The 24,023-nt window shown below is 71.9% G+C and carries 21 protein-coding genes; 11 read left to right on the top strand and 10 right to left on the bottom strand.

Features of this window, described 5'->3' with window-relative positions:
* Positions 1-44: 44 nt before the first annotated feature.
* From OG385_RS02080 to OG385_RS02060, 5 genes are read left to right on the top strand one after another with little or no spacing between them, the layout of a single operon-like run.
* A complete protein-coding gene (locus OG385_RS02080; protein WP_266851264.1) occupies positions 45-1,625 on the top strand; it encodes an ATP-binding protein in 1,581 nt (526 codons plus the stop codon).
* On the top strand, positions 1,622-2,029 hold the full coding sequence (locus OG385_RS02075) for a roadblock/LC7 domain-containing protein (protein ID WP_266851262.1): 408 nt from the start codon (positions 1,622-1,624) through the stop codon (positions 2,027-2,029). Before OG385_RS02080 ends, OG385_RS02075 begins: the two co-directional genes overlap by 4 nt.
* The gene (locus OG385_RS02070) at positions 2,026-2,400 is read left to right on the top strand and encodes a DUF742 domain-containing protein (RefSeq protein WP_266851260.1); all 375 of its coding nucleotides are present in this window, start codon (positions 2,026-2,028) and stop codon (positions 2,398-2,400) included. The genes OG385_RS02075 and OG385_RS02070 overlap by 4 nt, the downstream gene beginning before the upstream one ends.
* A complete protein-coding gene (locus tag OG385_RS02065; RefSeq protein WP_266851258.1) occupies positions 2,381-2,995 on the top strand; it encodes an ATP/GTP-binding protein in 615 nt (204 codons plus the stop codon). Before OG385_RS02070 ends, OG385_RS02065 begins: the two co-directional genes overlap by 20 nt.
* Positions 2,996-3,040: 45 nt before the next feature.
* Positions 3,041-4,543, top strand: coding sequence for a cytochrome P450 (locus tag OG385_RS02060; RefSeq protein WP_266851256.1), 1,503 nt, complete (start codon positions 3,041-3,043; stop codon positions 4,541-4,543).
* Here OG385_RS02060 and OG385_RS02055 read toward each other — a convergent pair.
* Positions 4,537-5,622 (bottom strand): hypothetical protein, encoded by a 1,086-nt coding sequence (locus OG385_RS02055; RefSeq protein WP_266851255.1) that lies wholly within the window; start codon positions 5,620-5,622, stop codon positions 4,537-4,539. The genes OG385_RS02060 and OG385_RS02055 overlap by 7 nt on opposite strands.
* Before the next feature lie 182 nt (positions 5,623-5,804).
* Between OG385_RS02055 and OG385_RS02050 the strand changes: the two genes are divergently transcribed.
* Entirely contained in the window at positions 5,805-7,988 is a 2,184-nt protein-coding gene (locus tag OG385_RS02050; RefSeq protein ID WP_266851253.1) for an alpha-galactosidase, read from the top strand.
* Here the strand turns inward: OG385_RS02050 and OG385_RS02045 are convergent.
* Positions 7,906-9,054, bottom strand: coding sequence for a DMT family transporter (locus tag OG385_RS02045; protein WP_266851251.1), 1,149 nt, complete (start codon positions 9,052-9,054; stop codon positions 7,906-7,908). The genes OG385_RS02050 and OG385_RS02045 overlap by 83 nt on opposite strands.
* A 274-nt stretch (positions 9,055-9,328) precedes the next feature.
* Between OG385_RS02045 and OG385_RS02040 the strand changes: the two genes are divergently transcribed.
* Positions 9,329-9,991, top strand: a complete 663-nt coding sequence (locus OG385_RS02040; protein WP_266851249.1) for a TetR/AcrR family transcriptional regulator — start codon at positions 9,329-9,331, stop codon at positions 9,989-9,991.
* A gap of 192 nt (positions 9,992-10,183) precedes the next feature.
* Here OG385_RS02040 and OG385_RS02035 read toward each other — a convergent pair whose 3' ends face one another.
* Positions 10,184-10,477 carry a YciI family protein gene (locus OG385_RS02035; RefSeq protein WP_266851248.1) on the bottom strand — a complete coding sequence of 98 codons (294 nt, stop codon included), beginning with the start codon at positions 10,475-10,477 and terminating at the stop codon, positions 10,184-10,186.
* 10 nt (positions 10,478-10,487) lie between these two features.
* Entirely contained in the window at positions 10,488-11,435 is a 948-nt protein-coding gene (locus tag OG385_RS02030) for a GNAT family N-acetyltransferase (RefSeq protein WP_266851246.1), read from the bottom strand.
* A 174-nt stretch (positions 11,436-11,609) separates the two neighbouring features.
* On the opposite strand from OG385_RS02030, the gene OG385_RS02025 reads away from it, so the two are divergent.
* A complete protein-coding gene (locus OG385_RS02025) occupies positions 11,610-12,104 on the top strand; it encodes a YchJ family protein (protein ID WP_266851245.1) in 495 nt (164 codons plus the stop codon).
* Between the two features lie 6 nt (positions 12,105-12,110).
* Here the strand turns inward: OG385_RS02025 and OG385_RS02020 are convergent, their stop codons facing one another.
* On the bottom strand, positions 12,111-12,506 hold the full coding sequence (locus tag OG385_RS02020; protein ID WP_266851243.1) for a ribonuclease: 396 nt from the start codon (positions 12,504-12,506) through the stop codon (positions 12,111-12,113).
* A 268-nt stretch (positions 12,507-12,774) separates the two neighbouring features.
* Here OG385_RS02020 and tdh point away from each other — a divergent pair, with 268 nt between their 5' ends.
* Genes tdh through OG385_RS02005 form a run of 3 tightly spaced genes read left to right on the top strand, consistent with a single transcriptional unit; the run spans position 12,775 to position 15,955 of the window.
* A complete protein-coding gene (gene tdh, locus OG385_RS02015) occupies positions 12,775-13,803 on the top strand; it encodes an L-threonine 3-dehydrogenase (protein WP_266851242.1) in 1,029 nt (342 codons plus the stop codon).
* A gap of 53 nt (positions 13,804-13,856) precedes the next feature.
* Positions 13,857-15,044 carry a glycine C-acetyltransferase gene (locus tag OG385_RS02010; RefSeq protein WP_266851240.1) on the top strand — a complete coding sequence of 396 codons (1,188 nt, stop codon included), beginning with the start codon at positions 13,857-13,859 and terminating at the stop codon, positions 15,042-15,044.
* A complete protein-coding gene (locus tag OG385_RS02005; protein WP_266851238.1) occupies positions 15,041-15,955 on the top strand; it encodes a LysR family transcriptional regulator in 915 nt (304 codons plus the stop codon). Before OG385_RS02010 ends, OG385_RS02005 begins: the two co-directional genes overlap by 4 nt.
* 70 nt (positions 15,956-16,025) lie before the next feature.
* Here the strand turns inward: OG385_RS02005 and OG385_RS02000 are convergent, their stop codons facing one another.
* From OG385_RS02000 to OG385_RS01980, 5 genes are all read right to left on the bottom strand, one after another.
* Positions 16,026-18,908, bottom strand: a complete 2,883-nt coding sequence (locus tag OG385_RS02000) for a glycoside hydrolase family 2 TIM barrel-domain containing protein (RefSeq protein ID WP_266851237.1) — start codon at positions 18,906-18,908, stop codon at positions 16,026-16,028.
* Between the two features lie 56 nt (positions 18,909-18,964).
* Positions 18,965-20,239 (bottom strand): FAD-binding protein, encoded by a 1,275-nt coding sequence (locus OG385_RS01995; RefSeq protein ID WP_266860563.1) that lies wholly within the window; start codon positions 20,237-20,239, stop codon positions 18,965-18,967.
* Between the two features lie 105 nt (positions 20,240-20,344).
* The gene (locus tag OG385_RS01990) at positions 20,345-21,289 is read right to left on the bottom strand and encodes a M56 family metallopeptidase (protein WP_266851236.1); all 945 of its coding nucleotides are present in this window, start codon (positions 21,287-21,289) and stop codon (positions 20,345-20,347) included.
* Positions 21,286-21,657, bottom strand: coding sequence for a BlaI/MecI/CopY family transcriptional regulator (locus OG385_RS01985; RefSeq protein WP_266851235.1), 372 nt, complete (start codon positions 21,655-21,657; stop codon positions 21,286-21,288). Before OG385_RS01985 ends, OG385_RS01990 begins: the two co-directional genes overlap by 4 nt.
* A gap of 177 nt (positions 21,658-21,834) precedes the next feature.
* On the bottom strand, positions 21,835-23,898 hold the full coding sequence (locus OG385_RS01980; protein ID WP_266851234.1) for an MDR family MFS transporter: 2,064 nt from the start codon (positions 23,896-23,898) through the stop codon (positions 21,835-21,837).
* Positions 23,899-24,023 lie beyond the last annotated feature (125 nt).

Here is a 24,023-nt window from a genome sequence, read left to right as displayed (position 1 = left end):
TTGATAGTTCGATTCTCCCCACCGTCAACTGCCAGAGGGATCACATGGTTCGCGTTGAGGCGCCTCCAACCGATCGGACAGCGCCACTGGTTCGTGCGCTGCTGCTCTCCGTCGTTCTGACGTCGGCAGCCACGGCCGTCGGCGCGGTCGCGGTCGACCGGGCCGCCCGGATACCCCTTGTCTGGGCCGGCGTACTGGCCACCGTCGTCGTCGCCGTACTCGTCACCGCACTCGTCCGCCGCGCCTCCGCGACCCGTACCCTCCACCGGGCCTACGGCGAGCGGCTGGCGTTCCTGGAACAGCGGCTCGCCGCGCACGACGCGGAGACCGTGCGGCTCGCCAAGGAGCTGATGCCCGCCGCGATCCACCGGCTCAAGCACGGTGAGTCGCCCCTTGAGGTCATGCGCATCCTCGTCGACAACAGCGAGATGTACCGCGACCTCCCCTCCGCACAGCGCGAGATCCTCGCCTCACTGCTGCAGATCGTCGACAACGAGGAGTCGCAGCGTGAGGGCGCGCAGTTCGCGTTCGTCGGCATCGCCCGCCGCGTCCAGGCCATCGTCCACCAGCAGGCGGCGGAACTGCGGGAGATGGAGGAGGACCACGGCCGCCAGCCGGAGGTCTTCGACGACCTGCTCCGGCTCGACCACGGCAACGCGCTCATCGGACGTCTCGCCGACAGCATCTCCGTGCTCGGCGGCGCCCGGCCCGGACGCCAGTGGCCCAAGCCCGTACCGCTGTTCAGCGTCTTGCGCGGCGCGATGTCCCGCATCCTGGAGTACCCGCGGGTCGATCTGCACTCCATCGCCAAGGTCGCCATCGTGGGCCCTGCCGTCGAGCCGCTGATCCACGCCGTCGCCGAACTCCTCGACAACGCGACCCGCTACTCCCCGCCGCAGACCCGCGTCCATGTCACCGCGGTCGAGGTGCAGACCGGGATCGCCATCGAGATCGAGGACGGCGGGGTCAGCCTCAGCGAGGAGGCCCGCAAGCGGGCCGAGGGCATGCTGATCAAGGCGCAGGCCGGCGCCGACCTGAACCACCTGGGCGAGTCGCCCCGGCTCGGCATGGCCGTCGTCGGCCGGCTGAGCCAGATGTACAACCTCAAGGTGGCGCTGCGTCAGTCTGCTTACGGCGGCGTCCGGGCGGTGCTGATCGTGCCCCGCGAGATGATCACCACAGGCCCCGCCCCCGGGATCGCACACGGAATCGGTGCGGCCGGACAGCCCCGCACCGGAGCGGACACGGACATCGGCGCGTTCGCCGACCGGGTCCCCTCCAGGGCGCCGCGCAAGGCCACCGCGCCGAAGCGGCCCGCCCCGGCGGCGCTGTCGATGGAGGACGACGTACCGGTGGTGACCGAGTGGACCCCGAACGGGCTGCCGCAGCGCCGCAGCCGTCTCCGTTCGTCCTTCGGGTCCGAACAGGCCGTGGTGCCCGCCCCGGCGCCCGAGCCCGACCCCTACACGCCCCGGGCGCCCGAGGAGACGCAGCAACCGGAGAAGGAGGAGCCCCAGCCGGGAATCTGGCTGGAGGCCTTCACCAAGGCGGCCAACGGAGTGCCGCAGGAGCCGTCGGCCGTCGGAGAGTCCGGCGAACCATGGGACAAGGGGGACCTGGCGTGATTCAGCAACTGGGCAGCATGGACTGGATGCTCAAGGAGCTGGCCGACGGGGTCCCCGGGATCCAGCAGATCGTGGTGCTCTCGGCGGACGGCCTGCGGATCGCCCGGCACGGCGGTGACCCCGACGGCGCGGACCGGCTCGCCGCTGCCTGCGCCGGGCTCCAGAGCCTGGCAGCCGCGGTCGCCACCGAGATCCCGGACAGCGACGGCCGGATGCGGCTCGTCGTCATCGAGATCACCGGCGGGTTCTTCTATCTGATGGCCGCGGGCACCGGCTCCTATCTCGCCGTCCTCACCGACGAACGGGTCGAAGCGGGCCTGGTCGGCGCGCAGATGCGCGACATGGTGGTACGGATCGGAGCTCATCTGGCCAGCCCGCCGCGGCACGACGGGAAGGCCGGATGAATTCGCCGCCCCGCAGAGAACGCCGGAAGGCGGAGCCGGACTCGGGGGACCCGGAACGGCTCTATGTGATCACCGGCGGGCCGGACGGCGGCGAACGGGCCCCCCTCGACCTGGTCACCATCGTGGTGTCCCGGGCCGAGCCGTCCCCGACCGTCCAGCCGGAACAGGCCGCGATCGTACGGCTGTGCAAGTCGCCGTTGTCCGTGGCCGAGATCTCCGCCTATCTGCGCCTGCCGTTCAGCGTGGTGACCGCGCTGCTGACCGATCTCCTCGCGGCCGAACTGGTCGAGTCGCGCGCGCCCATCGTCCGCGCGGCGCTGCCGGACAGGGCCCTTCTCGAAGCGGTGATGCATGGACTCCAGAAGCTCTGACACGATCGCAGGCCCCAGGAGGGAAGACGTACTGCCCGACACGGCCACGGCCGCGGTCAAGATCGTGATCGTGGGCGGGTTCGGGGTCGGCAAGACGACGATGGTGCGTTCGGTGAGCGAGATCCGCCCGCTGACCACCGAGGAGACGATGACCCAGGCCGGGGTCGGAGTCGACGACAACTCCGGTGTGGAGAGCAAGACCGCCACCACAGTGGCGATGGACTTCGGCCGGATCAGCATCAGCGAACAGCTTGTGCTCTACCTCTTCGGCACCCCGGGCCAGGAGCGCTTCTGGTTCCTGTGGAACGGCCTCTTCGAGGGCGCGCTCGGCGCCGTCGTGCTGGTCGACACCCGCAGGCTGGAGGTCAGCTTCGATGTGATCGGCAGGCTGGAGGAGCGCGGCGTGCCGTTCATCGTCGCCATCAACACCTTCCCCGACGCGCCCCGCCACCGCCTGGAGGCGCTGCGGGCCGCGCTCGACCTGCCCGACGAGGTCCCGATCGTGGACTGCGACGCGCGGCAGCGCGCCTCCAGCCGCGACACCCTGATGGCCCTCATGCGCTATCTGCACTCCCTCGCCATGCGGCGTGCCTAGGCCGTACCGGCCGTACCGTCCCCGTCCGTACGTATTGGAGTGACCGTGACAACCCCCTTCGACCACCAGCCCGGCACCGGCGCGGCAGTCCCGCCTCCGCAGTGCCCGGCCCACGGGCTCGGGCCCGGCGGGCTGCGGCGGCTGTACGGGACCGAGGCCGAGCAGGACCCGATGGGCCTGTACGAGAAGCTGCGCGCCGAGCACGGCCCGGTGGCACCCGTGCTGCTGCACGGCGACGTCCCCGCCTGGCTGGTGCTCGGCCACAGCGAGAACCTGTACATGACCCGTACACCCTCGCTCTTCTCGCGTGACTCACGCCGCTGGCGCGCCCTCCAGGACGGCACGGCGGCCCCCGACCACCCGCTCGCGCCGGTCTTCACCTGGCAGCCGATCTGTGTCTTCGCCGACGGCGCCGAACACGAGCGGCTGCGCGGCGCGGTCACCGACGCGATGTCGCACATCGACACCCGCAGCACCCGCCGCTTCATCAACCGCTACAGCAACCGGCTGGTCAACGACTTCTGCCAGGACGGCAAGGCCGATCTCGTCAGCCGGTTCGCCGAACATCTGCCGATGATGGTGATGTGCCAGATCCTCGGTATGCCCGAGGAGTACAGCGAACGGCTGGTGCAGGCCGCCCGCGACATGATCAAGGGCACCGAGACCGCCATCGTGAGCAACGCCTTCGTGATGGCCGCGCTCAACCGGCTGGTCGCCCAGCGCAGATCAGCGCCGCGGGAGGACTTCGCCAGCCGGCTGATCACGCACCCCGCCGGGCTCACCGACGACGAGGTGAGCCAGCACATGCGGCTGGTGCTCATCGCCGCGTACGAGACCACCGCGAACCTCATCGCCAATGTGCTGCGCATGGTCCTCACCGACCCGCGGTTCAGGGCCCAGTTGAGCGGCGGTCATATGACGGTGCCCGAGGCGGTCGAGCAGACGCTGTGGGACGAACCGCCCTTCACCACGATCCTCGGCCGCTGGGCGGTCGGTGACACCGAACTGGGGGGCCAGCAGATCAAGGGGGGCGACGCCCTCGTGGTCGGGATCGCAGCCGCCAACATCGACCCGGTCGTCCGCCCCGACCCGAACGCCTCCATGCAGGGCAACCGGGCCCATCTGGCCTTCAGCGGTGGGGCACACGAGTGTCCCGGGCAGGACATCGGACGCGCCATCGCCGATGTCGGCGTCGACGCGCTGCTGATGCGGCTCCCCGATGTGGAACTGGCCCTGGAGGAACACGAACTGAGCTGGACCGGCTCGCTGATGTCCCGTCATCTGGACCGGCTGCCCGTGACGTTCGCGCCGCGACCACCGCAGGACATCATGGTCGCGCCGTCCCCTGCGGCGATGCCGCCGCCCCGCGCCGAGTGGGAGGTCACCTCGCACCCGCCGGCCGCGCCGCCCGTCGTACAGCAGCCCGCACCGCCGGCCCGGGCGACGCCCGTGGGGACGCCGCCGCCCGCGGCGGCGGTACCGGCCCAGCGCGGCTCGGCACCGAAGCGGCTCTGGCGGGCCCTGACCAGCTGGTGGCGCGGCTACTGACCGTCGTCCAGCTGGTCCCACCACCAGGAGATCGACGGCAGGGGAAGCGGGTCCTGGTCCACCACGGCCGGGAGCCGCTTCCACCAGCCGTCGGGCCCGGCGGCCGGTGCGCCCGGCACGGTGTACCGGGGGCAGACCGAGGCCCAGTCCAGGTGGCCGCGCACGAACTGGCCCAAACCGTTGACGTACTGCCGGAGTTGGGGCCCGGCGTCCCGGAGCGCGCGCTCCCGCAGCCGCATGAAGAGCACCATCACCCGGTCGCGCATCACCACGGCCTCCTGCTGGGCGCGGAGTGCGTCGATGCCGTACTCCTGGGCCAGTACGTCGATCAGGTTCAGATCGTCGTCGGCCCGCAGGAGTTCCTTGTTGCGGGAGTAGAGGTCGTTGTCCCAGCTGACCAGCGTCCAGGCCATCTCGGTCAGCGCGCGTATCCGGGGATCGTCCAGTTCCTCGTCGGCGAGCGTCAGCCCTCCGGTGATCTCGATCATCGCGGTGGAGGGGGCCATCCCTATGGCCCGCATCCAGAGGGTGACGTAGTCGTCCAGTGAGGGGAGGCCGGGGCTGCTGCGCCAGGACGCCTCCCAGACGAGCCCGGAGGTGTAGACGCGCATGGCCTCGGTCCAGCGACGCAGCTGGACCGGCGTCGCGTGGCGGGCGAGGTCGAGCCTGATCGACCGCAGCGCGGCCGTGCGCGCGGACTCGCCGGGCGAAGGGGCCGAGTACGGGGCCTCGACCGCGCGCATGATGCGGCCGGTCTCCTGGGCGAGCAGGCCGGCGGTCGCGTAGGACTCGTCGCACAGTCCGTCGTCGAGAGAGAACAGCACGGCGTGCAACCGGGCCATCAGAGTCAGTGGCTCGATCCATCCGTACGGCATGGTCGATGCGGTGAGACCACCGAAGTCGCAGAGGGTGAGACGGCGGCGCTGCTGCTCGTCGGTGTCCATGTGCTGCTGCAGCATCCAGCGTACGGTCGCCTCATTGAGCGAGGCCGCCGCGGGGTGCGTGCCGGGTGGCACCGGGCAGTAGAAAGGCGCTGCTGGGAGCTGCTGAACCAGCCGCTGCTGCGGGGCGATGGTCATGATCAGCCTCCAAGTGCGGAATGCCTGACGATGCGCTGGAGCATATACGCCCACGCCCGATCGTTGTTTACCTTACAACTACCAGACGGGTGGCCTCAATTGATCAATAATTGTCTTGAATCGAATCTAGCGCAGGTGTGTTCCGCGGTCGATGGTCTGTGACCGGAGAGAGGAAGCCCCGTATGACCCGCACCGCCCCCAGAACCGTCCAACTGCGCGCAGCCGGTGTGGGCCTGGTCGTCGACCTGTCCGCGCCGCTGCCCCGGATCCTGCACTGGGGCGAGGATCTGGGCGCACTCACCAACGAGGAATGCGCCGCGCTCGCACTCACCGCCGACGGCGCCGCGCTCCACAACGCCCTGGAAGAACCACGGCAGTTCACGGTCTGGCCCACCGAGGCCGACGGCTGGTCGGGTACCCCTGCCCACCAGGGTCATCTGGCAGGCACCGCCACCACGCCGAAGCCCCGTTTCGTCGCTGCCGAGGAGAGCGACGGTGAACTGGTCCTCCGCCTCACCGAGGACGGCGCGGGCCTCGACCTCACCCTCACCTACCGGCTGGACCCCTCCGGGGTGCTGGCGGTGCGGACCACGGTCGCCCGGCGGCCTGACGCGGACCCCGTTCCGTACGACCTCAGCGGTGTCACCACCCTGCTGCCGCTGCCGCGCAGGGCCTCGGAGATCCTCGATTTCACCGGCAGGTGGTGCCGCGAACGGTCCCCGCAGCGCAGGCCGCTCGGGCACGGCAGCCACGTACGGGAGCAGCGCCGGGGCAGGACCGGCCAGGACGCCCCGTACCTGCTCACCGCCGGGGTGCCGGGCTTCGCGTTCCGCGCCGGCGAGGTGTGGGGTGTCCATATCGGCTGGAGCGGTAATCAGCGCTGGCTGGCCGAGCGGCTGCCCGAGGGCGCCGGGGCGCACGCCGCCGTGCTCGGCGGCGGGGAACTGCTCGCGCCGGGGGAGATACGCCTGGCGCCGGGGGAGACGTACACCTCGCCGGTCTGCTGGTTCAGCTGGTCCGGCACCGGGCTCGACGGGCTCGCCGACCGCTTCCACGCGCTGCTCAGGGCACGTCCCTCGCATCCGGTGACGCCGCGCCCGCTGACCCTGAACAGCTGGGAGGCCGTGTACTTCGACCACCGGCCCGAGCGTCTTGTCGCCCTCGCCGACCTGGCCGCCGACATCGGCGTGGAGCGGTTCGTGCTGGACGACGGCTGGTTCCTCGGCCGCCGGGACGACACCGCGGGGCTGGGGGACTGGACCGTCGACACCGCGGTGTGGCCCGACGGGCTGACGCCGCTCGCCGACCGGGTGCACGCGCGCGGTATGCAGTTCGGGCTCTGGGTCGAGCCGGAGATGGTCAACCTCGAATCGGAGCTGGCCCGCGCCCACCCCGGGTGGATCCTCGGGCCGAGCGCCGGGCTGGGTCCCGGCTCCCGCCATCAGTACGGCCTCAACATCGGGCATCCCGAGGCGTGGGCGTATCTGCTCACATCGCTCGACGCGATCGTCACGCGGTACTCCGTCGACTATCTGAAGTGGGACCACAACCGGGACCTGCACGAAGCCGTCCAGCGGTCGGCGGACGGCCGTGACCGTCCGGGCGTGCACGCGCAGACCGAGGCGCTGTACCGGCTGCTCGACGCACTCAGGGAACGGCACCCCGGTCTTGAGATCGAGAGCTGCTCCAGCGGCGGGGCCCGCGTGGACCTGGGGGTCCTGGCCCGTACGGACCGGGTGTGGGCGTCGGACTGCAACGATCCCGTCGAGCGCCAGGCCATCCAGCGCTGGACCGGCCAGCTGCTGCCGCCCGAGCTGATCGGCTCGCATGTCGGCGAGGCCCGCAGCCACACCACAGGGCGGATCACGGACAGCTCCTTCCGGCTGCTCACCGCGCTGTTCGCCCACGCCGGAATCGAGCGGGACCTCGGTGCGTGCTCGCCGGACGAGCTGGCGGAGCTGACGGCCTGGGGCGCGCTCTACAAGGAGCTGCGGCCGCTGCTGCACAGCGGACGGGTGGTCCGCGCGGATCTCGGCGGCGACGCCGCGCTGCTGCACGGGGTGGTGGCTCCGGACGCGAGCGCCGCCCTGTACTGCTGGGCGCAGCTGGCCAGTTCGCCGGAGGCCCAGCCGGGGCGTATCGCGCTGCCCGGCCTGGACCGTACGGGGAGCTACCGGGTCCGCGTCCGGACGGAGGCCGGACTGCCCTCGTTCCGCGAAGTGCTCGCGCCCGCCTGGGTCACGGCCGCCCTGGACGGATGGGTGGCGCTGCCCGGACCGGTGCTCAGTGGAGCAGGGGTGCCGATGCCGGTGCTCGATCCTGGGCAGGCGCTGCTGATCGAGGTACGGAGGGTGGCGGGGGTGTAGCGGACGACGCGGGCGCGGTCTGCGGCTGCGGTGGCCGGAGCGGGACGGTGACCGGCAGCTCGGGCCTGGTGGACGACCGGGGAAGGGCCGGCGGCTCGGATGCCGCGGACGACGGCAGCGGTGTCGGCGGCTCGGGTGCGGCGGACGACCGCAGCAGGGGCGGCGGCACCGAGGGGGTGGACGGGGTGGATGACGGTGGCGCGGCCGGCGGCTGAGTCGCGGCCGGTGCCGTGGCGGTCGCCCGGGTGAGGAGGACCACTCCCCGGGCGGCGGCCACCGCCCCCACCCCGGCGAGCAGCACTCCGACGGCCCCGCCCTGGAGGCGTTCGCCCAGCAGGGCCAGGCCGATCACCGACGCGGCGACGGGGTTTGCGAGTGTGACCATGGCGAGCGGGGCGCCGAGGCCGCCCCGGTACGCGGTCTGCGAGAGCAGCAGCCCGCCCACCGCGAAGGCCGCGACGAGCAGCGCCACGACGGCCGTCCGCCAGCTGATCGCCGGACCGTGGGTGTGGTCGGTGACCGAGACCGTCACGGTCTGGGTGAGCGCCGATGCGACGCCCGATACGAGTCCGGACGCGGTGGCGAAGCGCAGCCCGGGGCGTGCGCCCGGCCTGCCCGAGCGCCGTACGAGCGCCGCGACCAGGACGACAGCCACCGCCGCGATCCCCAGTGCCTCGGGCAGCGAGAGCGTCTCGTGCGGAGGCGTGCCCCCGGCGGCCAGCAGCAGCGCCGCCAGGCCGAGAAGCGTGAGTACGGTGCCGCGCCATTCGGTCCTGGCGACCCGGCGCCCGGCGAGACGTGCGCCCAGCGGGACGGCCGCGACCAGGGTGAGTGCGCCGAGCGGCTGTACGAGGGTGAGCGACCCGTATTTCAGCGCCGCCACATGCAGGAGGGCCCCTGCCGCGTTGAGGCCGACCGCCCACCACCAGGCGCCGTGGCCGAGCAGCCGCAGCAGCCCGGAGCCGGGCCGGGTACGGGACGCGAGACGCTCCTGAGCGACCGCGGCCGTCGCATAACCGACGGCGGAGAGGAGCGAGAGGGCGACGGCGGCCAGGGTGGCATTCACGGGCACGCTCCACGGGCGGCGAGCGCACGGGCGGGCGCGGAGTACGGCTCCCGTTCGACTGGTGTGGCGAGGGCACTCATCACCCCGACCCCTTTTCATCGCTTTGCACTGCGTAACAGAAAGTTCGATCCGGAGTCCGGGGAGTCCGGATCACGCATCATCGAAACAACAGTGTACCGATACGGAGACGTATCGGTACACCAGCGTATCGGTACACTGGCGTATCGGTACGATGGAATAACGATGCTCCTCGTCACACGGAAAGGGAGAGCTCATGTCATCCCAGGACTCCGCGACGCAGCCCGCGACGGCGTCCTCGCGCTCCAAGATCACACCGGAGCGTGAGCAGGAGTTCTACGAGGCGGTACTGGAGCTTCTCCGTGAGGGCGGCTACGACGCGCTGACGATGGAGGGCGTCGCGTCCCGGTCGCGCTGTGGCAAGTCCACGCTCTACCGGCAGTGGGGGAGCAAGCCGCAGCTGGTGGCGTGCGCCCTGCGCGGCACCCGCGCCGGGAGTCTCACCAGCATCGACACCGGTACGCTCGCCGGGGACCTGCGGGAGACCGCGACGTCGCTGGGGGCGCACTCGGGGCGCGACACCCCGCTGATGCACGCGCTGAGCCACGCGGCGCTGCAGAACCCGGAGCTTCTTGAGGCGCTGCGCGAAGGGCTGGTCGAGCCGGCGGCGGCCGCGATCAACGCGATGGTCACCCGTGCGGTGGCCAGGGGCGAGGTCGCGGCGGACAACCCGGCGCTGGAGTTCGTCGCGCCCCAGCTGCTGGGTGCGATGCGTATCCGGCCGATGCTGGAGGGCCACTACGGTGATGCGGAGTACCTCAGCCGCTTCATCGAGGGTGCGGTGCTTCCCGCTCTGGGACTGGCGGGCTCCCGCGACCGCGAGACCCCGAAGGTACCGGACCCCGCGAGTCCGGCCTGATGGACATCCAGAAGCCCGTGCCTGAAGGCACCGGGCCCTGAAGACTGGCGGCCGTCGCCGAGCGGATGACGGCGGACCGCCTGCGCCGCACCGTGGGGACGGGGGCGGCGCGCCCCTCCGCCCGGAGCCCGCCCGCACAACGGCGGACTCCGGGCGGCGCAGGGGGCTCCGGCGACCGGATCGGTCCGCGCTCTACAACTCCTGGCGGAACGCGTCGAGTCCGGGCGCCGTCTTCGTCGCGATGAACTCGGTGATCCGGTAGGTGCAGACGCCCGCGGTCATGAACGGGTCCGTCGCGGTGAGCTTCTCCATCGCTGTGCGGTCTTCGCCGGCCGCGAGGATGATCCCGCCGTCGCGTGGGTTCTTGCGGCCCGATGCGATGAAGACGCCTGCCGCGTACGCCGCGTCCAGCCAGGCGACATGCTCCCCGAGCAGTTCGTCCACGCGCTCGATGGGGCCGGTGTAGGTCAATTCCAGTACGAACATGATCCGCAGGCTAGCTGTCGCTGTCGCTGTCGCTGTCCGGTGCGGCTGCCGTTCCCCGCTCCCGGTCCTGGTCCAGGTCCAGGTCCAGCTGGTACTCGATCGTCCGGTGGGTCGGCGTGTAGCCCAGCGCGTCGTTGACGGCCCGCATGGGCAGGTTGCCGTCCGCGGTGTCGGTGAGTAGTCCGCCGAGTGCGGGGTGGCGTTCGCGGGTCCGGTGGATCGTCTCGGCCTTCATCCAGCGCGCCAGTCCGCGCCCCCGGTGCTCGGGCAGTACGCCGGTGCCGTAATGCTGGGCGTCGCCCGTCCCGTCGCCGGGGACGACCAGTTCGGTGAACCCGGCGATCGAGCCGTCCGACTCGTCCACCGCCGCCACCGTGTACAGCAGGTCGCCCCGTTTGCGGACGACCGCGGCGGCCTCCCTGACGCGGTCCGCGTCCCAGACCACCGAGCCGTAGTCCGTCTCGCCCATCGGCATGTCGTCCATCGCGCGGTGTGCTGCCGCGAAGGTGTCGGCCAGCTCGTCGGGGACCGTTCCGTCCCAGGACAGCAACCGGTAGCCGGGCCTGTGCTGCGCGACGATGCGGGCCAGGGCGGGGAGGTCCGCGTCGGCGAGCGTGAGCCGTGTGTAGGTGAGGCTCAGGACATCACGGAAGCCCCGGCCCGCCAGGAAGGCCGCCCCATCGGATCCGGCTCCGGCCTGGGCGATGACGGTGCTGCGGCCGTCCTGCCGGGCGGCGTCCACGGCCGCTCCGAGCAGTCGCGACCCGGTGCCCCTGCGCCGCTCGGCCGGGTGCACCTGGAGTTCCAGCTCCGCGAGATGGTCCTGGCCCGGCTTGGTGAACAGCCGCAGGAAGAGCGAGCCGACCGGGTTGCCGTCCGCGTCCGACGCCAGCCAGACCAGGCGGTGGCTCGACGGGCTGCTCCCCGGGTCTGTCAGTGGCGTGAGGCGAACGGACAAGGCAACTCCAGGGCCGGTGCGGACGGTTCGGGCGGCGAGGACGGTTCGGAAGGCCCGGTGAACCTAGTCAGCGAGCGGCCCCCGCAGCAACCGGATATCTGCCGGCGGACGGATGCCCGCCCCGCACGGGAGCCCCGGTGCCGCCGTGTGCCGTCTGCGGGCAGAATGCAGGGTATGTCCCGACGTACCCCCCGGCCGCAGAGGCCTCAGCAAGCTCGGCAGGCACAGCAGGCACAGCAGGGCCGCCGGGGCCGGCCGGCCGCCGATGCGCCCTGCCCCTGCGGTCTGTCCGCCCTGTACGGCGAGTGCTGTGGCCGTTTCCACAGCGGACAGTCCGCCGCACCCACCGCCGAGGCGCTCATGCGGTCCCGGTTCAGTGCTTTCGCCGTCGAGGATGGCGCGTATCTGCTGCGCAGCTGGCACCCGGAAACACGGCCGCCCCGCGTCGACTTCGACGCGGGGCAGTGGTGGCGGCGCCTGGAGATCCTGGCGACCACCGGCGGCACCGCCTTCCACACCACCGGCACGGTCACCTTCCGCGCCCACTACACCTTTCGGGGGGAGCCCGGCGAGCTTCGCGAGCACAGCCGGTTCGAGCGGTACGAGGGCGCCTGGGTGTACGTGGACGGGGTCGTGGAGGGAGACGGCGGAGCCGGGCAGGGATCCTGACCCCGGTCAGCAGGTGAAGTCGACCTGCTTGAACGTGACGTAGTGATCGGCGGTGTAGTAGTCCTCGGCGGTCTTCTCGCCGGTGATGATGCGCCGGGCCCCGCGGGTCGAGCTGCCCGGTGTCTTCACCGTGTACTCGTGGTAGTAGCCCGTGGACTGCGACGGCAGCACGCCCTCCCGGTTCTGGAAGACGACTCCGTCCTGTGAGTACGGGAACGGGCCGTTGGTCTTGATCAGGTCCAGCGTGTCGTGTGCCTGGGAGGGGAGGGCGCCGTAACAGATGGTGCCGCTCACGGTGGCATGGGCTTCGGTCGCGAGGAACACGGTAGGCGTGACGACGATCGCGGTGGCGATGCCGACGGCAGCAGCACGGGTGCGCAACGCGCGTAGAGTGATTCGCATGGGTCCAGGATGAGGGTGCCGGGAGCCCAGCGGAAGAGACGTGATGAACCGTCACTTCCGCTTTACCAGGGGGTAATTGACCTCTACCGAACTTTCACGCAATACGCATGCACCGGTCGGCACGGAGGCGGCAGGCGAAGGCCGCCGGGGCGTCGCGTGAAGCTCCGCTGTGACCCCGCTTAAGAAATCCTCGATGGACTTGGGGGGCCGCCGCTCGGCAGATTGGTGCCGTCCACCGAACGTCACCGTCACGCCTGGAGCCGCCGCGATGAAGGCCCTTGTCAAGCAGCATGCCGAGCCCGGGCTGTGGCTCCTGGACGTCCCCGAGCCCGAGGCCGGACCCGGCGACGTACTGATCAAGGTGGCGCGCACCGGGATCTGCGGCACGGACCTCCACATCCGCTCCTGGGACGGCTGGGCGCAGCAGGCCGTCGGGACCCCGCTGATCCTCGGCCACGAGTTCGTCGGCGAGGTGGCCGATGTCGGCGCCGACGTCACCGACATCGCCGTCGGCGACCTGGTCAGCGGCGAGGGCCACCTCGTCTGCGGCAAGTGCCGCAACTGTCTCGCGGGGCGCCGGCACCTGTGCCGTTCCACGGTGGGCCTCGGCGTGGGACGCGACGGCGCGTTCGCCGAGTACGTGGTGCTCCCCGCCTCCAACGTCTGGGTGCACCGCACCAAGGTCGACCTCGATATCGCCGCGATCTTCGACCCGTTCGGCAACGCCGTCCACACCGCGCTCTCCTTCCCGCTGGTCGGCGAGGACGTGCTGATCACCGGCGCGGGCCCGATCGGCATCATGGCGGCGGCCGTGGCGAAGCACGCCGGCGCGCGCAACGTCGTGATCACCGATGTCAGCCCCTACCGCCTGGACCTGGCCCGCAAGGCCGGTGCGACGCTCGCGCTCAATGTCGCCGAGAGCGGCATCGCCGAGGCGCAGCGCGCCCTGGGCCTCAAGGAGGGCTTCGACATCGGTCTGGAGATGTCCGGGCGGCCCGAGGCCATGCGCGACATGGTGGACAACATGACCCACGGCGGCCGTATCGCGATGCTGGGCCTGCCCGCCGAGGAGTTCGCCGTCGACTGGGCGAAGATCGTCACCTCGATGATCACGGTCAAGGGCATCTACGGCCGGGAAATGTTCGAGACCTGGTACGCGATGACGGTGCTGCTCGAAGGCGGTCTCGACCTCTCCCCGGTGATCACCGGCAAGTACGCCTACCAGGACTTCGACGCGGCCTTCGACGAAGCCGCGGGCGGCCACTGCGGCAAGATCATTCTCGACTGGACGGCCTGACCCGGACCGCCTGACTCGAACCTCCTGACCCGAACACCACGAGGAGCACCCTGATGTACGAGTCCGTCCGCGACGGTCTGCGCGCCACCCTCGACGAGATCACCGAAGCCGGTCTCTTCAAGCCCGAGCGTGTCATCTCCACCCCGCAGAGCGCCGCCGTCGGCGTCGCGTCCGGCGAGGTGCTGAACTTCTGCGCCAACAACTACCTCGGCCTCGCCGACCACCCGGACGTGGTCGCCGCCGCCAAGGACGCGCTGGACCGCTGGGGCTACGGCATGGCGTCCGTACGCTTCATCTGCGGCACCCAGGACGTCCACAAGGAGCTGGAGCAGCGCCTGTCGGCCTTCCTGGGTCAGGAGGACACGATCCTCTACTCCTCCTGCTTCGACGCCAACGGCGGAGTCTTCGAGACGCTGCTCGGCCCCGAGGACGCGGTGATCTCCGACGCCCTCAACCACGCGTCCATCATCGACGGCATCCGCCTCTCCAAGGCCCGCCGCTTCCGCTACGTCAACCGCGACCTCGCCGACCTGGAGCAGCAGCTCAAGGCAGCGGCCGACGGCGGGGCCCGCCGCCGGCTCATCGTGACCGACGGTGTGTTCTCGATGGACGGGTACGTCGCCCCGCTCGCCGAGATCTGCGATCTGGCCGACCGCTACGACGCGATGGTCATGGTGGACGACTCGCACGCCGTCGGCTTCGTCGGCGCGGGCGGCCGCGGCACCCCGGAACTGCACGGGGTGATGGACCGGGTCGACATCATCACCGGCACCCTCGGCAAGGCGCTCGGCGGAGCCTCCGGCGGCTATGTCGCGGCCCGCGCCGAGATCGTCGCCCTGCTGCGCCAGCGTTCGCGCCCGTACCTCTTCTCGAACTCGCTGGCCCCGGTGATCGCCGCCGCGTCGCTGAAGGTCCTGGACCTGATCGAGTCGGCCGGTGAGCTGCGTGAACGCCTCGACGCCAACACCCGGCTGTTCCGTACGAAGATGACCGACGCGGGCTTCGAGATCCTGCCCGGTGACCACGCCATCGCCCCCGTGATGATCGGCGACGCGGCCGAGGCGGGCCGGATGGCCGAGCTGCTCCTCGAACGCGGGGTCTACGTGATCGGCTTCTCGTACCCGGTGGTCCCGATGGGCAAGGCCCGCATCCGGGTCCAGCTCTCGGCCGCGCACTCCACCGCCGACGTGGAACGTGCCGTGGCGGCGTTCATCGACGCACGGGCGACAATGGCAGGGTGATCGACCCCCGCCGCCTGCGTATTCTGCGGGCCGTGGCGGACCACCGTACGGTGACCGCCGCGGCCGCAGCGCTCTATCTGACCCCCTCGGCCGTCTCCCAGCAGCTCGCCGCGCTGGAGCAGGAGACCGGGCACGCGCTGCTGACCCGCAGCGGCCGGGGGGTACGGCTGACGGCCGCCGGTGAGATCCTGCTCACCCACGCCCACGCCGTACTCGCCCAGCTGGAGCGGGCCGAAGCCGAGCTGGCCTCGTACGCGGGCGGAGTCTCCGGCGAGGTCACGGTCGCCGCCTTCGCGACCGGGATCGCCGAGGTGCTGGCCCCGGCCATCCGCACCCTCGCCGAGCGCAGCCCCGGCATCCGGGTCAGGGCCAGGGACTCCGAGGGGGACGAGAGCCTCACCCTCGTCCTGGACGGCGAGGCCGATCTGGCGCTGGCCGTCGAGTACCGCGGGGCGCCCCGCGAGGACGACCGCAGGCTCGCCCGGGTGCCGCTGTACGCCGAGCCCTTCGACGCCGTACTGCCCGCGGGCGACCCCCTCGGCCAGGGCCCGCACGTCACCCTCGCGGAGCTGGCCGACAGCGAGTGGATCGGCCCCTATCCGGGCAACCCCTGCCACGACGTGGTGCTCCTCGCCTGCGAGCGCGCCGGGTTCCAGCCCCGGCTGGTGCACTCCTCGGACGACTTCAGGGCGGTCGTCGCGCTGGCCGGCGCGGGCGCCGGGGTCGCGCTGGTGCCCCGCTCGGCGCTGCGCGGGATGGAGCTGAAGGACACGGTGGTCCGCCCGGTGGAGGGCCCGGCCGCCACCCGCCGGGTGTTCGCCGCCGTACGGCGCGGCGCCGAGGAGCATCCGCTGTTCCGGCCGCTCCTCGACGCCCTCGTCGCGGCCTCGGCCGGACTGCCCACGGGCTGACCGCACACCGGGCGGGGCGCCGGGGTGCGCGGCCCGACCCGGCCCGGCCCGGCCCGGTGTGCGTACCGGTTCAGGACACGGGCTCACCGGTCTCGCCGGTGACGATGGCCGACTCTGTGTCCTCGGTGAAGGTGAAGCTGAACTCGGCCGGCCCCGCATGGAGTTGGTGCTGCGGGAGGACGCCGGGACCGCAGGACTGCGAGCCGATGCCGTGCTGGGCGTGGTCGAGGTTCACCCAGACCTGCCGGCCGGCCGGGCGCAGGTCCGTGCGGTGCTCCGCCGCGTCGAGCTGCTCGCTCGTCCAGCGGCGTGCCGTGAAGCCGAACTCCGGGTCGCCCGCCACCCGTACGCCCCCGATCGCGGCCCACCGGACGTCGGCCCTGGCGCCGTTCTCCTGCGGACGGACGTACGGCGTCTGGAGGGCGTCGACCGACGACTCCCACCGGCCGAGCCTCGACGCCGCCCGGGTGTCCGGATACGCCTCTCCCGGGCCGCCGCCGCACCAGACGGCAGATTCGGCGCCGGCCGGCAGCACGAAGCGGATCCCGAGCCGTGGGAGGGGCACATTCCACGCGCCGTCGGGCGTGACGGACACCGTGAGCCGCAGCCGGGTCCCGTCACTGGTCCACCGGTACACGGTCAGCAGTCCGGCGTCCCGCGCCGCGGGCGCCACCCTGGTCCGTACCGTCAGCGCGGTGCCGGACAGCTCGACGGCGTCCAGGCGGTGCTGCATCCGGTGCAGCCCCAGCTCGCGCCAGAGCTGCCCGTAACGGGCGCCGGTCACCGGGTCCGTACCGTTGTCGTTGTCCGTCGGCGCCCGCCAGACGTCCAGCCGCAGCTCCCGCAGAGCCGGGCGCCCGACCGTCCGCAACTCCCCGGTGCGCGCGTCGAAGACGGCCGGGCCGAGCGTGATCAGCTCCCCGGCGCGGCGCGGGCCGCTGCTCTCCGGCACCGCCACGCCCGCCCGCCGGCCGGGCGCGGCGGGCAGCTGCGCCCAGGCGACCTCGTGGCGGCTGCCGTCGGCGAGCAGCGCCCGCACCGTCCACCAGCTCTCGGCGTCCCGGTCCGTGTCCGGCGGGGCGGGGAGCGGTACCTCGGCCCGCTTGCCGGGTGCCAGCTCCGGTATGTCGAGGACGCCCGCGCTCACGGTCCCGCCCGCCACCTCGTACGACCACTCGAAGACCAGGTGCGACAGACCGGTGAAGTCGTAGCGGTTGACGATACGGACCGTCCCCGCCGCTCCGTCGCCTTCGATACCGACCGGCTCGATGACCTTCTTGTACTCGGCGAGAGCGGGGGACGGGGTGCGGTCCGGGAAGAGCAGCCCGTCGCAGACGAAGTTGGCGTCGTGCAGTTCCTCGCCGAAGTCACCGCCGTACGCGTAGCCGAGTGCGGGGTGGGTCAGGCCGTGGTCGATCCACTCCCAGACGAAGCCGCCCTGGTTGCGCTCGTACGCGTCGAAGAGCTGCTGGTACTCGGTGAGGCCACCGGGGCCGTTGCCCATGGCGTGCCCGTACTCGCAGAGGATGAAGGGGAGTTGGCGCCGCTCCGCGGGCCCGCCGTCCTCGCCGCGGCCGATGGCCGCCACCTCGGCGTGCGAGGCGTACATCCGCGAGTACATGTCGGTGTCCGCGCAGGACCGGTCGCCCTCGTAGTGGAGGGGCCGGTCCGGGTCGCGGTCCCGGATCCAGTCCGCCATCGCGGTGAGCCCGCGCCCGGTCCCGCACTCGTTGCCCAGCGACCAGATGACGACCGAGGGGTGGTTCTTGTCGCGCTCCACCATGCGGGCCGCCCGGTCCAGCAGGGCGGGGGTCCAGCGCTCGTCGTCGACCGGATTGCCCCGCCAGTCCTGCTCGGTGAAGCCGTGGGTCTCCAGGTCGCACTCGTCGACGACCCAGAGCCCCAGCTCGTCGCAGAGTCCGAGGAAGTCCGGGTGGGGAGGGTAGTGGCTGGTGCGCACCGCGTTGATGTTGTGCTGTTTCATCAGCACCACATCGGCCCGCATGGTCTCCAGGTCCAGCGTCCTGCCGGTGTCCGGGTGGAACTCGTGGCGGTTCACCCCGCGGAAGAGGATCCGCCGCCCGTTGACCTTGATGACGCCGTCCTCGACCCGGACCGTACGGAAGCCGATGCGCAGCGCCACCCGCTCACCCGCGGTGGCCAGTTCACCGTCGTACAGCCTCGGGGTCTCCGCCGTCCACGGCTCGACCGGCACCGACACCTCGTCACCGGCCGCCAGTTCGACCCCGAGCTCCGGGACGGTCACCCGGCCCGGAACCGTGCTGTCCACCCGCAGGGTGCCCCGGCCGGTCACCTGGTCGTAGCCGGCGTGCACGAAGAAGTCAGCCGCGGCCCCCTCCGGGCGGTGCAGCAGCGTGACATCGCGGAAGATGCCCGGCAGCCACCACTGGTCCTGGTCCTCCAGATACGACCCGGACGACCACTGGTGGACGCGGACCGCGAGCACATTGCCGCCGGGCCGCAGCAGCGCGCCCACCGCGAACTCGTGGGGCAGCCTGCTGCCCTTGAACTCGCCCAGCTCCTCGCCGTTCAGCCAGACCCGGGCGCACGACTCGACCCCGTCGAACCGCAGCACGGCGTCTCCGGCCGACGGCCACTGGGACGGCAGGTCGAACGTGTGCAGATGGTCGGCGGTCGGGTTGCCGGTCGGTACGCGCGGCGGGTCGACCGGAAAGGGGTAGAGATGGTTGGTGTAGATCGGCGCACCATGTCCCTGGAGGACCCAGTGGCCGGGGACCGCCACCTCGTCCCAGCTCCCGGCGTCGTACCCCCGCGCGGCGAACGAGTCGTCGGCCGCGTCCGCGGTCGGCGAGAGCCGGAAGCGCCACCTTCCGTTCAGCGACAGGGTCATGGCATCGGATGCCGCGTACCTGGCACGCGCCGGAAGGGCGCCGGTGCCGGGGGACACGTCTTCGTAGTACGGGGTGCTCATCGGTGCTGCTCTCCTCGCTCTGGGGTCTCCCGGGCCGGATGCGCGCGACAACGCCCTTACGACAGGCTTGTGTTCGATGCTCGGGCATCATCGAGCAGCGGCGCCAGGAAGGCGTTGGTGAACTTGCCCTGCGGGTCGTACTCCCTGGCCAGGGCCCGGAAGTCGGCCAGCTTCGGATAGAGCGCGGGAAGCCGCCCGGCCGGCACGGTGGACAGCTTCCCCCAGTGCGGACGCGCGGCGAACGGCTCAAGACGCTCTTCGAGCAGGCGGAGCACCGGCAGTACGGCCACGGTGTCCCTGACCCAGGTGAAGTGCAGCCCGACCGTGTCGTGACCGTAGGCCGGACTCAGCCACAGGTCGTCGGCGGCCACCGTCCGCACCTCGCAGACCTGCAGCAGCGGTGCGACCACGTCCCGGACCGCGTCGACGGCGTGCAGCGCGGCGAGCCCGTGGCGCCGGTCCACCAGATACTCCGACTGGATCTCCTCGCCCGAACTCGGTGTGAACCCGGCCCGGAAGTGCGGCAGCCGCTCGTGCCACGGCCCCGGCACTCCCTGCTGCTGGGTGCAGTGCACGGGCGGCACACCCGGTACGGGGTGCAGCGGACCCGGCGCCTCGGGGGCCCAGGGGAACTCGGGCTCGCGGCCGGCCACGTACTTGAGCCACACCTGTCCGAAGTGCGGACCGCTCCAGTCGGTGAAGAGACTGACGCTGTACGCCGCCGATGTCACCGCGTCGAAGTGCTCGTCCAGGACCGACAGGGGCAGCCCGGTGCGGACCCGCTGCGCCAGTTCGAAACCCGGTACCAGATCCAGGGTGAGCGAGGTGACGGCGCCGAGCGCGCCCAGCGAGACCACGGACCCGGCGAAGCGCTCGCCGTCCCGGTCGCGGCCGGTCGTCCGCAGCTCGCCGTCGGCGGTGACCAGTTCGAGTTCCCTGACCGCGGTGGCCAGCCCGCCGAGCGCGGTCCCGGACCCATGGGTGCCGGTGGCCACCGAGCCCGCCACGGAGATGTGCGGGAGGGAGGCCATGTTGGGCAGGGCCAGCCCGTGCGCGTGCACCTCCCTGGCCAGCTCGGCGTACCGTACGCCCGCCGCGACCCGGACCGTGGACGCGGCCCGGTCCACCTCGATCTCCGGGGGCAGTCCGGCCACCGAGACCAGCGTGCCGTCGGTGTCCGCGATGGTGTTGAACGAGTGGCCGCTGCCCAGCACGCGCACCCGGGCGGAGGCGGCGACGAGCGCGCGGAGCTCGTCGAGGGTGGTGGGCCGGTCGATGCGCTGTGCCGTGAAGGCGATGTTCCCCGCCCAGTTCGTCAACATCTTCGAGATGCTAATCGCCGGTCGGGCGGCGCAGCAGGGGTGTTGAGCGGGGCATTCGGCCGGGGCCCGCCCGGTGCCGCCGCCGCGTTACGCGTCAGTGGTGGCCGGACGCAGTCAGTGGTGGCCGGACGCGGCCTGGGCCGCCTCGATGCCGCCGTGCAGATCCGTCGCGGCGTCGAGCGCTCCGCCCGCCGACAGCGAGAGGCACACCAGCAGCGCCCCGGCGAGAGCACGGGCGGCCCGTCCGTGCCACCCGCGGTCCGGGGTGCCGGCCGGACGGTGGCCCAGGAGCGCCGCGACCCGGCGCGGGACAGGGCCGGCCGTGGCGGCCAGTACGACGCTGGGGCGCGCGGCGGGCACCCGGTGGCCGGCCAGCGCGGCGCGGCCGATGGCACGGGCCGCGAGGGACCGGTCGCCGACCGCCCCGGCCGCCGACTCGTCGGCGCAGCGCTCCAGGGCGTAACCGAGCGGTGCCCGCAGTCCGCGCAGCGCCGGGTGGCAGAGCGCGGCCAGCTCCGCCGCCGCGATGAAGAGGTGGTGGCGCCCGGCGAGGTGCGCGCGCTCATGGGCGAACAGCGCCTCGCGCTCGGCCGGTGCCAGGGCCTGCAGCATCCCGGTGGTGACGACGATCCGGCCGGGGCGGCCGGGCAGCGCGTACGCGTCGGGGGCGGTGTCCCGGACCACGGCCAGTTCGCCGCCGGCCCCGACCTGCCGCCGGGCCGCGCGCAGCTCGGCGCGCTGCCGCAGCACGGTCCGTACCAGCGCGGTGGCGCCGACGGCGAGCGCGGCACCGGCCGCCACGGCCGCGACGACGGTGGTGTCCGGCCCGTCACCGCCCACCGGGTGGATCAGCCGGCCGAGGGCGGCTACGGGCGGGAGCCGCAGCAGACCCGCCACGACGAGCAGCCCCAGCGCCGTGGCCGAGCAGCAGCCGAGCGTGAGCGCCGCCGCCGTCAGCAGCCGGACGGCCTGCCGCGGCGCCAGCAGCTCGGCGAGCCACCGGGCGGCGGGCGCCACGAGCAGCGGCATCAGCAGGGGTACCCACACCGCGTAGATCACTTGCCCTCGCTCTCCAGCAGCTCGCGCAGCAGCCGCTCGTCGTCGGAGCTCAGCCGGGAGACGAAACGGGCGAGCACCGTGGAGCGGTCCTGCTCCTTCTCCAGCTCGGAGTGCATCCGGCGGGCGGTGAGCCCGGGGGAGTCCTCGGTCGGGGTGTAGGCGAAGCCGCGGCCCTCGCGGGACCTGGTGACCCACCCCTTGTCGTGCAGCCGGCTCAGGATCGTCGTCACGGTGGTCCTGGCCAGCCCGCTGCCGAGGGTGCGCTGCACATCGGCGGGGGTCAGCGGATCCCCGGCAGCCCACAGCACGGCCAGCACGCTCGCCTCCAGCTCGCCGGCCGGGCGCCGTTCCGGGTGCTCCTCGCTCATGGGGCTCTTCCTCCAGGAATGGGCGCTGCTGATCCGGTCGGCGGGCCGGACTGTCGTGGTCGTCCGGGGCCTTCGCCGCGAAGGCCCCGAACACCATTATGAAAGAACGCCCGGCGTCCGGATCCCGAGCCCCCCTGGCCTGCGATGTTCCCCGGGCGGGGCTGCGCCGGGCCCGGGTCAGCGCGCGGCCGGGGCCGTCCCGCGGGCGTGCGGCAGACCGGTGGCCAGGTCCTCGGCGAGCAGCCGCTTGGCGATGGCGTCCGCCGCCGCCCGCAGCTCGGCGCTGCGCGGCCTGCCGGTGTCCGCCTCCAGCCGGGTGTTCAGCCAGTGCGCCCAGGCCGCAGTGATCGTCCCGGCCTCCCGGCGGCCGGCCTCGGTGTGCGAGAAGAGGTTGCCGTCCCGGGTGAGGTAGCCCTCGTCGACCATCCGGTCGAAGACCGGCACCAGCACCTCCGGCGGGATCCGGTACCGGGCGGCGGTCACCCCGATGCTCGCGTGCCCGACCAGCCGGGTGAGCAGCTCGACCTGCATCACGGCCCAGGCGCCCGCCACGTCGAGCCGGGTGTCGGACTCCGCGACGATCCGGCGGGCGGAGTCCGGGCCCTGGCTGTGCAGGATCTTCGCGACGGAGAACTCCAGCATCGTGGCCGAGTCCCCGGACGCGGGTGCGGCGAAGCCCTCACCCATGTCGGTCGACCCGGCGCGGGCGGAGTCGCGGAGCTTCACCTGCTTCAGGAACAGCGCCACGACGAAACCGATGAGCGCGACCGGCACCGTCCACAGGAAGACGGTGTGGATGGTGTGCGCGTACGCCTCGATGATCGGGGCCGCCGTGGGGCCGGGCAGCCTGTGCAGCGACTTCGGGTCCTGGGCGGCGCGGGCGATCCGCACCGGCCCGGTACCGGACACCGCCGCTGCCTGGCCGATGGCCGTACCGAGCTTCGGCTTGAGGGTGTTGGCGTAGATGGTGCCGAACACCGCGGTACCGAAGGCGCTGCCGAGCGTACGGAAGAACGTCACCCCGGACGTCGCGGTGCCCAGATCGGCGTAGTCGACGGTGTTCTGCACGGCGATGGTCAGCACCTGCATACAGAGCCCGATGCCGAGGCCGAGCACGAACATGTACAGCGACTCGCGCCACACCCCCGAGTGCGGGCCCATCCGGGACATCAGGAACAGCCCCGCCGCCATCACCAGTGCTCCGACGATGGGGAAGATCCGGTAGTTGCCCGTCTTGCTGACGACGTTCCCGCTGAACACGGAGGCGATGAGCAGCCCGATGACCATCGGCAGCGTCCGCACTCCGGAGATCGTCGCCGAGTCACCGTCGACGTACTGCAGATAGGTCGGCAGGAAGGTCATCGCCCCGAGCATCGCGAAGCCGACGATGAAGCTGAGGATCGAGCAGACCGCGAACACCGGGTTCGAGAACAGCCGCATCGGCAGCATCGGTTCCGCCGCACGTGTCTCGACGACGCAGAACAGCGCGAGCGCGGCCAGGCCGAGCACGAACAGCCCGATGATGGCGCCGGAGCCCCAGGCGTACTGGTTGCCGCCCCAGCTGGTGGCCAGGATGAGCGCGCTCGCCCCGACCGTGACCAGCGAGATGCCCAGGTAGTCGATGACCGGCCGGCCGGCGGATCTGACGGACGGGATGTTGCGGGCGGCCGCGATCACCACCAGGACGGCGATCGGGACGTTGACGTAGAACGCCCAGCGCCAGGTCAGATGGTCCGTGAACACACCGCCGAGCAGCGGGCCGATCACCGTGGACACCCCGAAGACGGCACCGATCGCGCCCTGGTACTTGCCGCGTTCGCGCAGCGGGATGACATCCGCGATCAGGGCCATCGCCGTGACCATCAGCCCGCCAGCGCCGATGCCCTGGACCGCACGCCAGGCGATCAGCAGGGACATGTCCGTCGCCAGGCCGCACAGGAACGAGCCCGTGATGAAGATGACCGCCGACACCTGGAAGACCAGCTTGCGGCCGAAGAGGTCACCGAACTTGCCGACCAGGACGGTCGCCACCGTCTCGGCGAGCAGATACGCGGTGACCACCCAGGACATGTGCGACGCCCCGCCCAGGTCCGAGACGATCGTCGGCAGCGCGGTACCGACGATCGTCTGGTCGAGAGCGGCCAGCAGCACACCCAGCATGATCGTGCCGAACACGATGTTCCGCTGCCGGACGTCGAGTACCGGGGGTGCGGCAGGGGCCGGACTGCTGGCGGTCGTCACAGTGGCACCCTCACACCGGCGCGCGAACGGCGCATACGCAGGAGGCCGGACCGGCGATCGCCGCGCCGTGAGGTTCGGCCGTTCGGCGGTACCCGTGTTTCGGCGGTACCCGTGTTGTCAGTGCG

It is taken from the genome of Streptomyces sp. NBC_01306 (assembly GCF_026340465.1).
Classification (GTDB): domain Bacteria; phylum Actinomycetota; class Actinomycetes; order Streptomycetales; family Streptomycetaceae; genus Streptomyces.
Note: the sequence above shows the minus strand (reverse complement) of the source record. Positions and strands in the feature narration are given on the sequence as shown.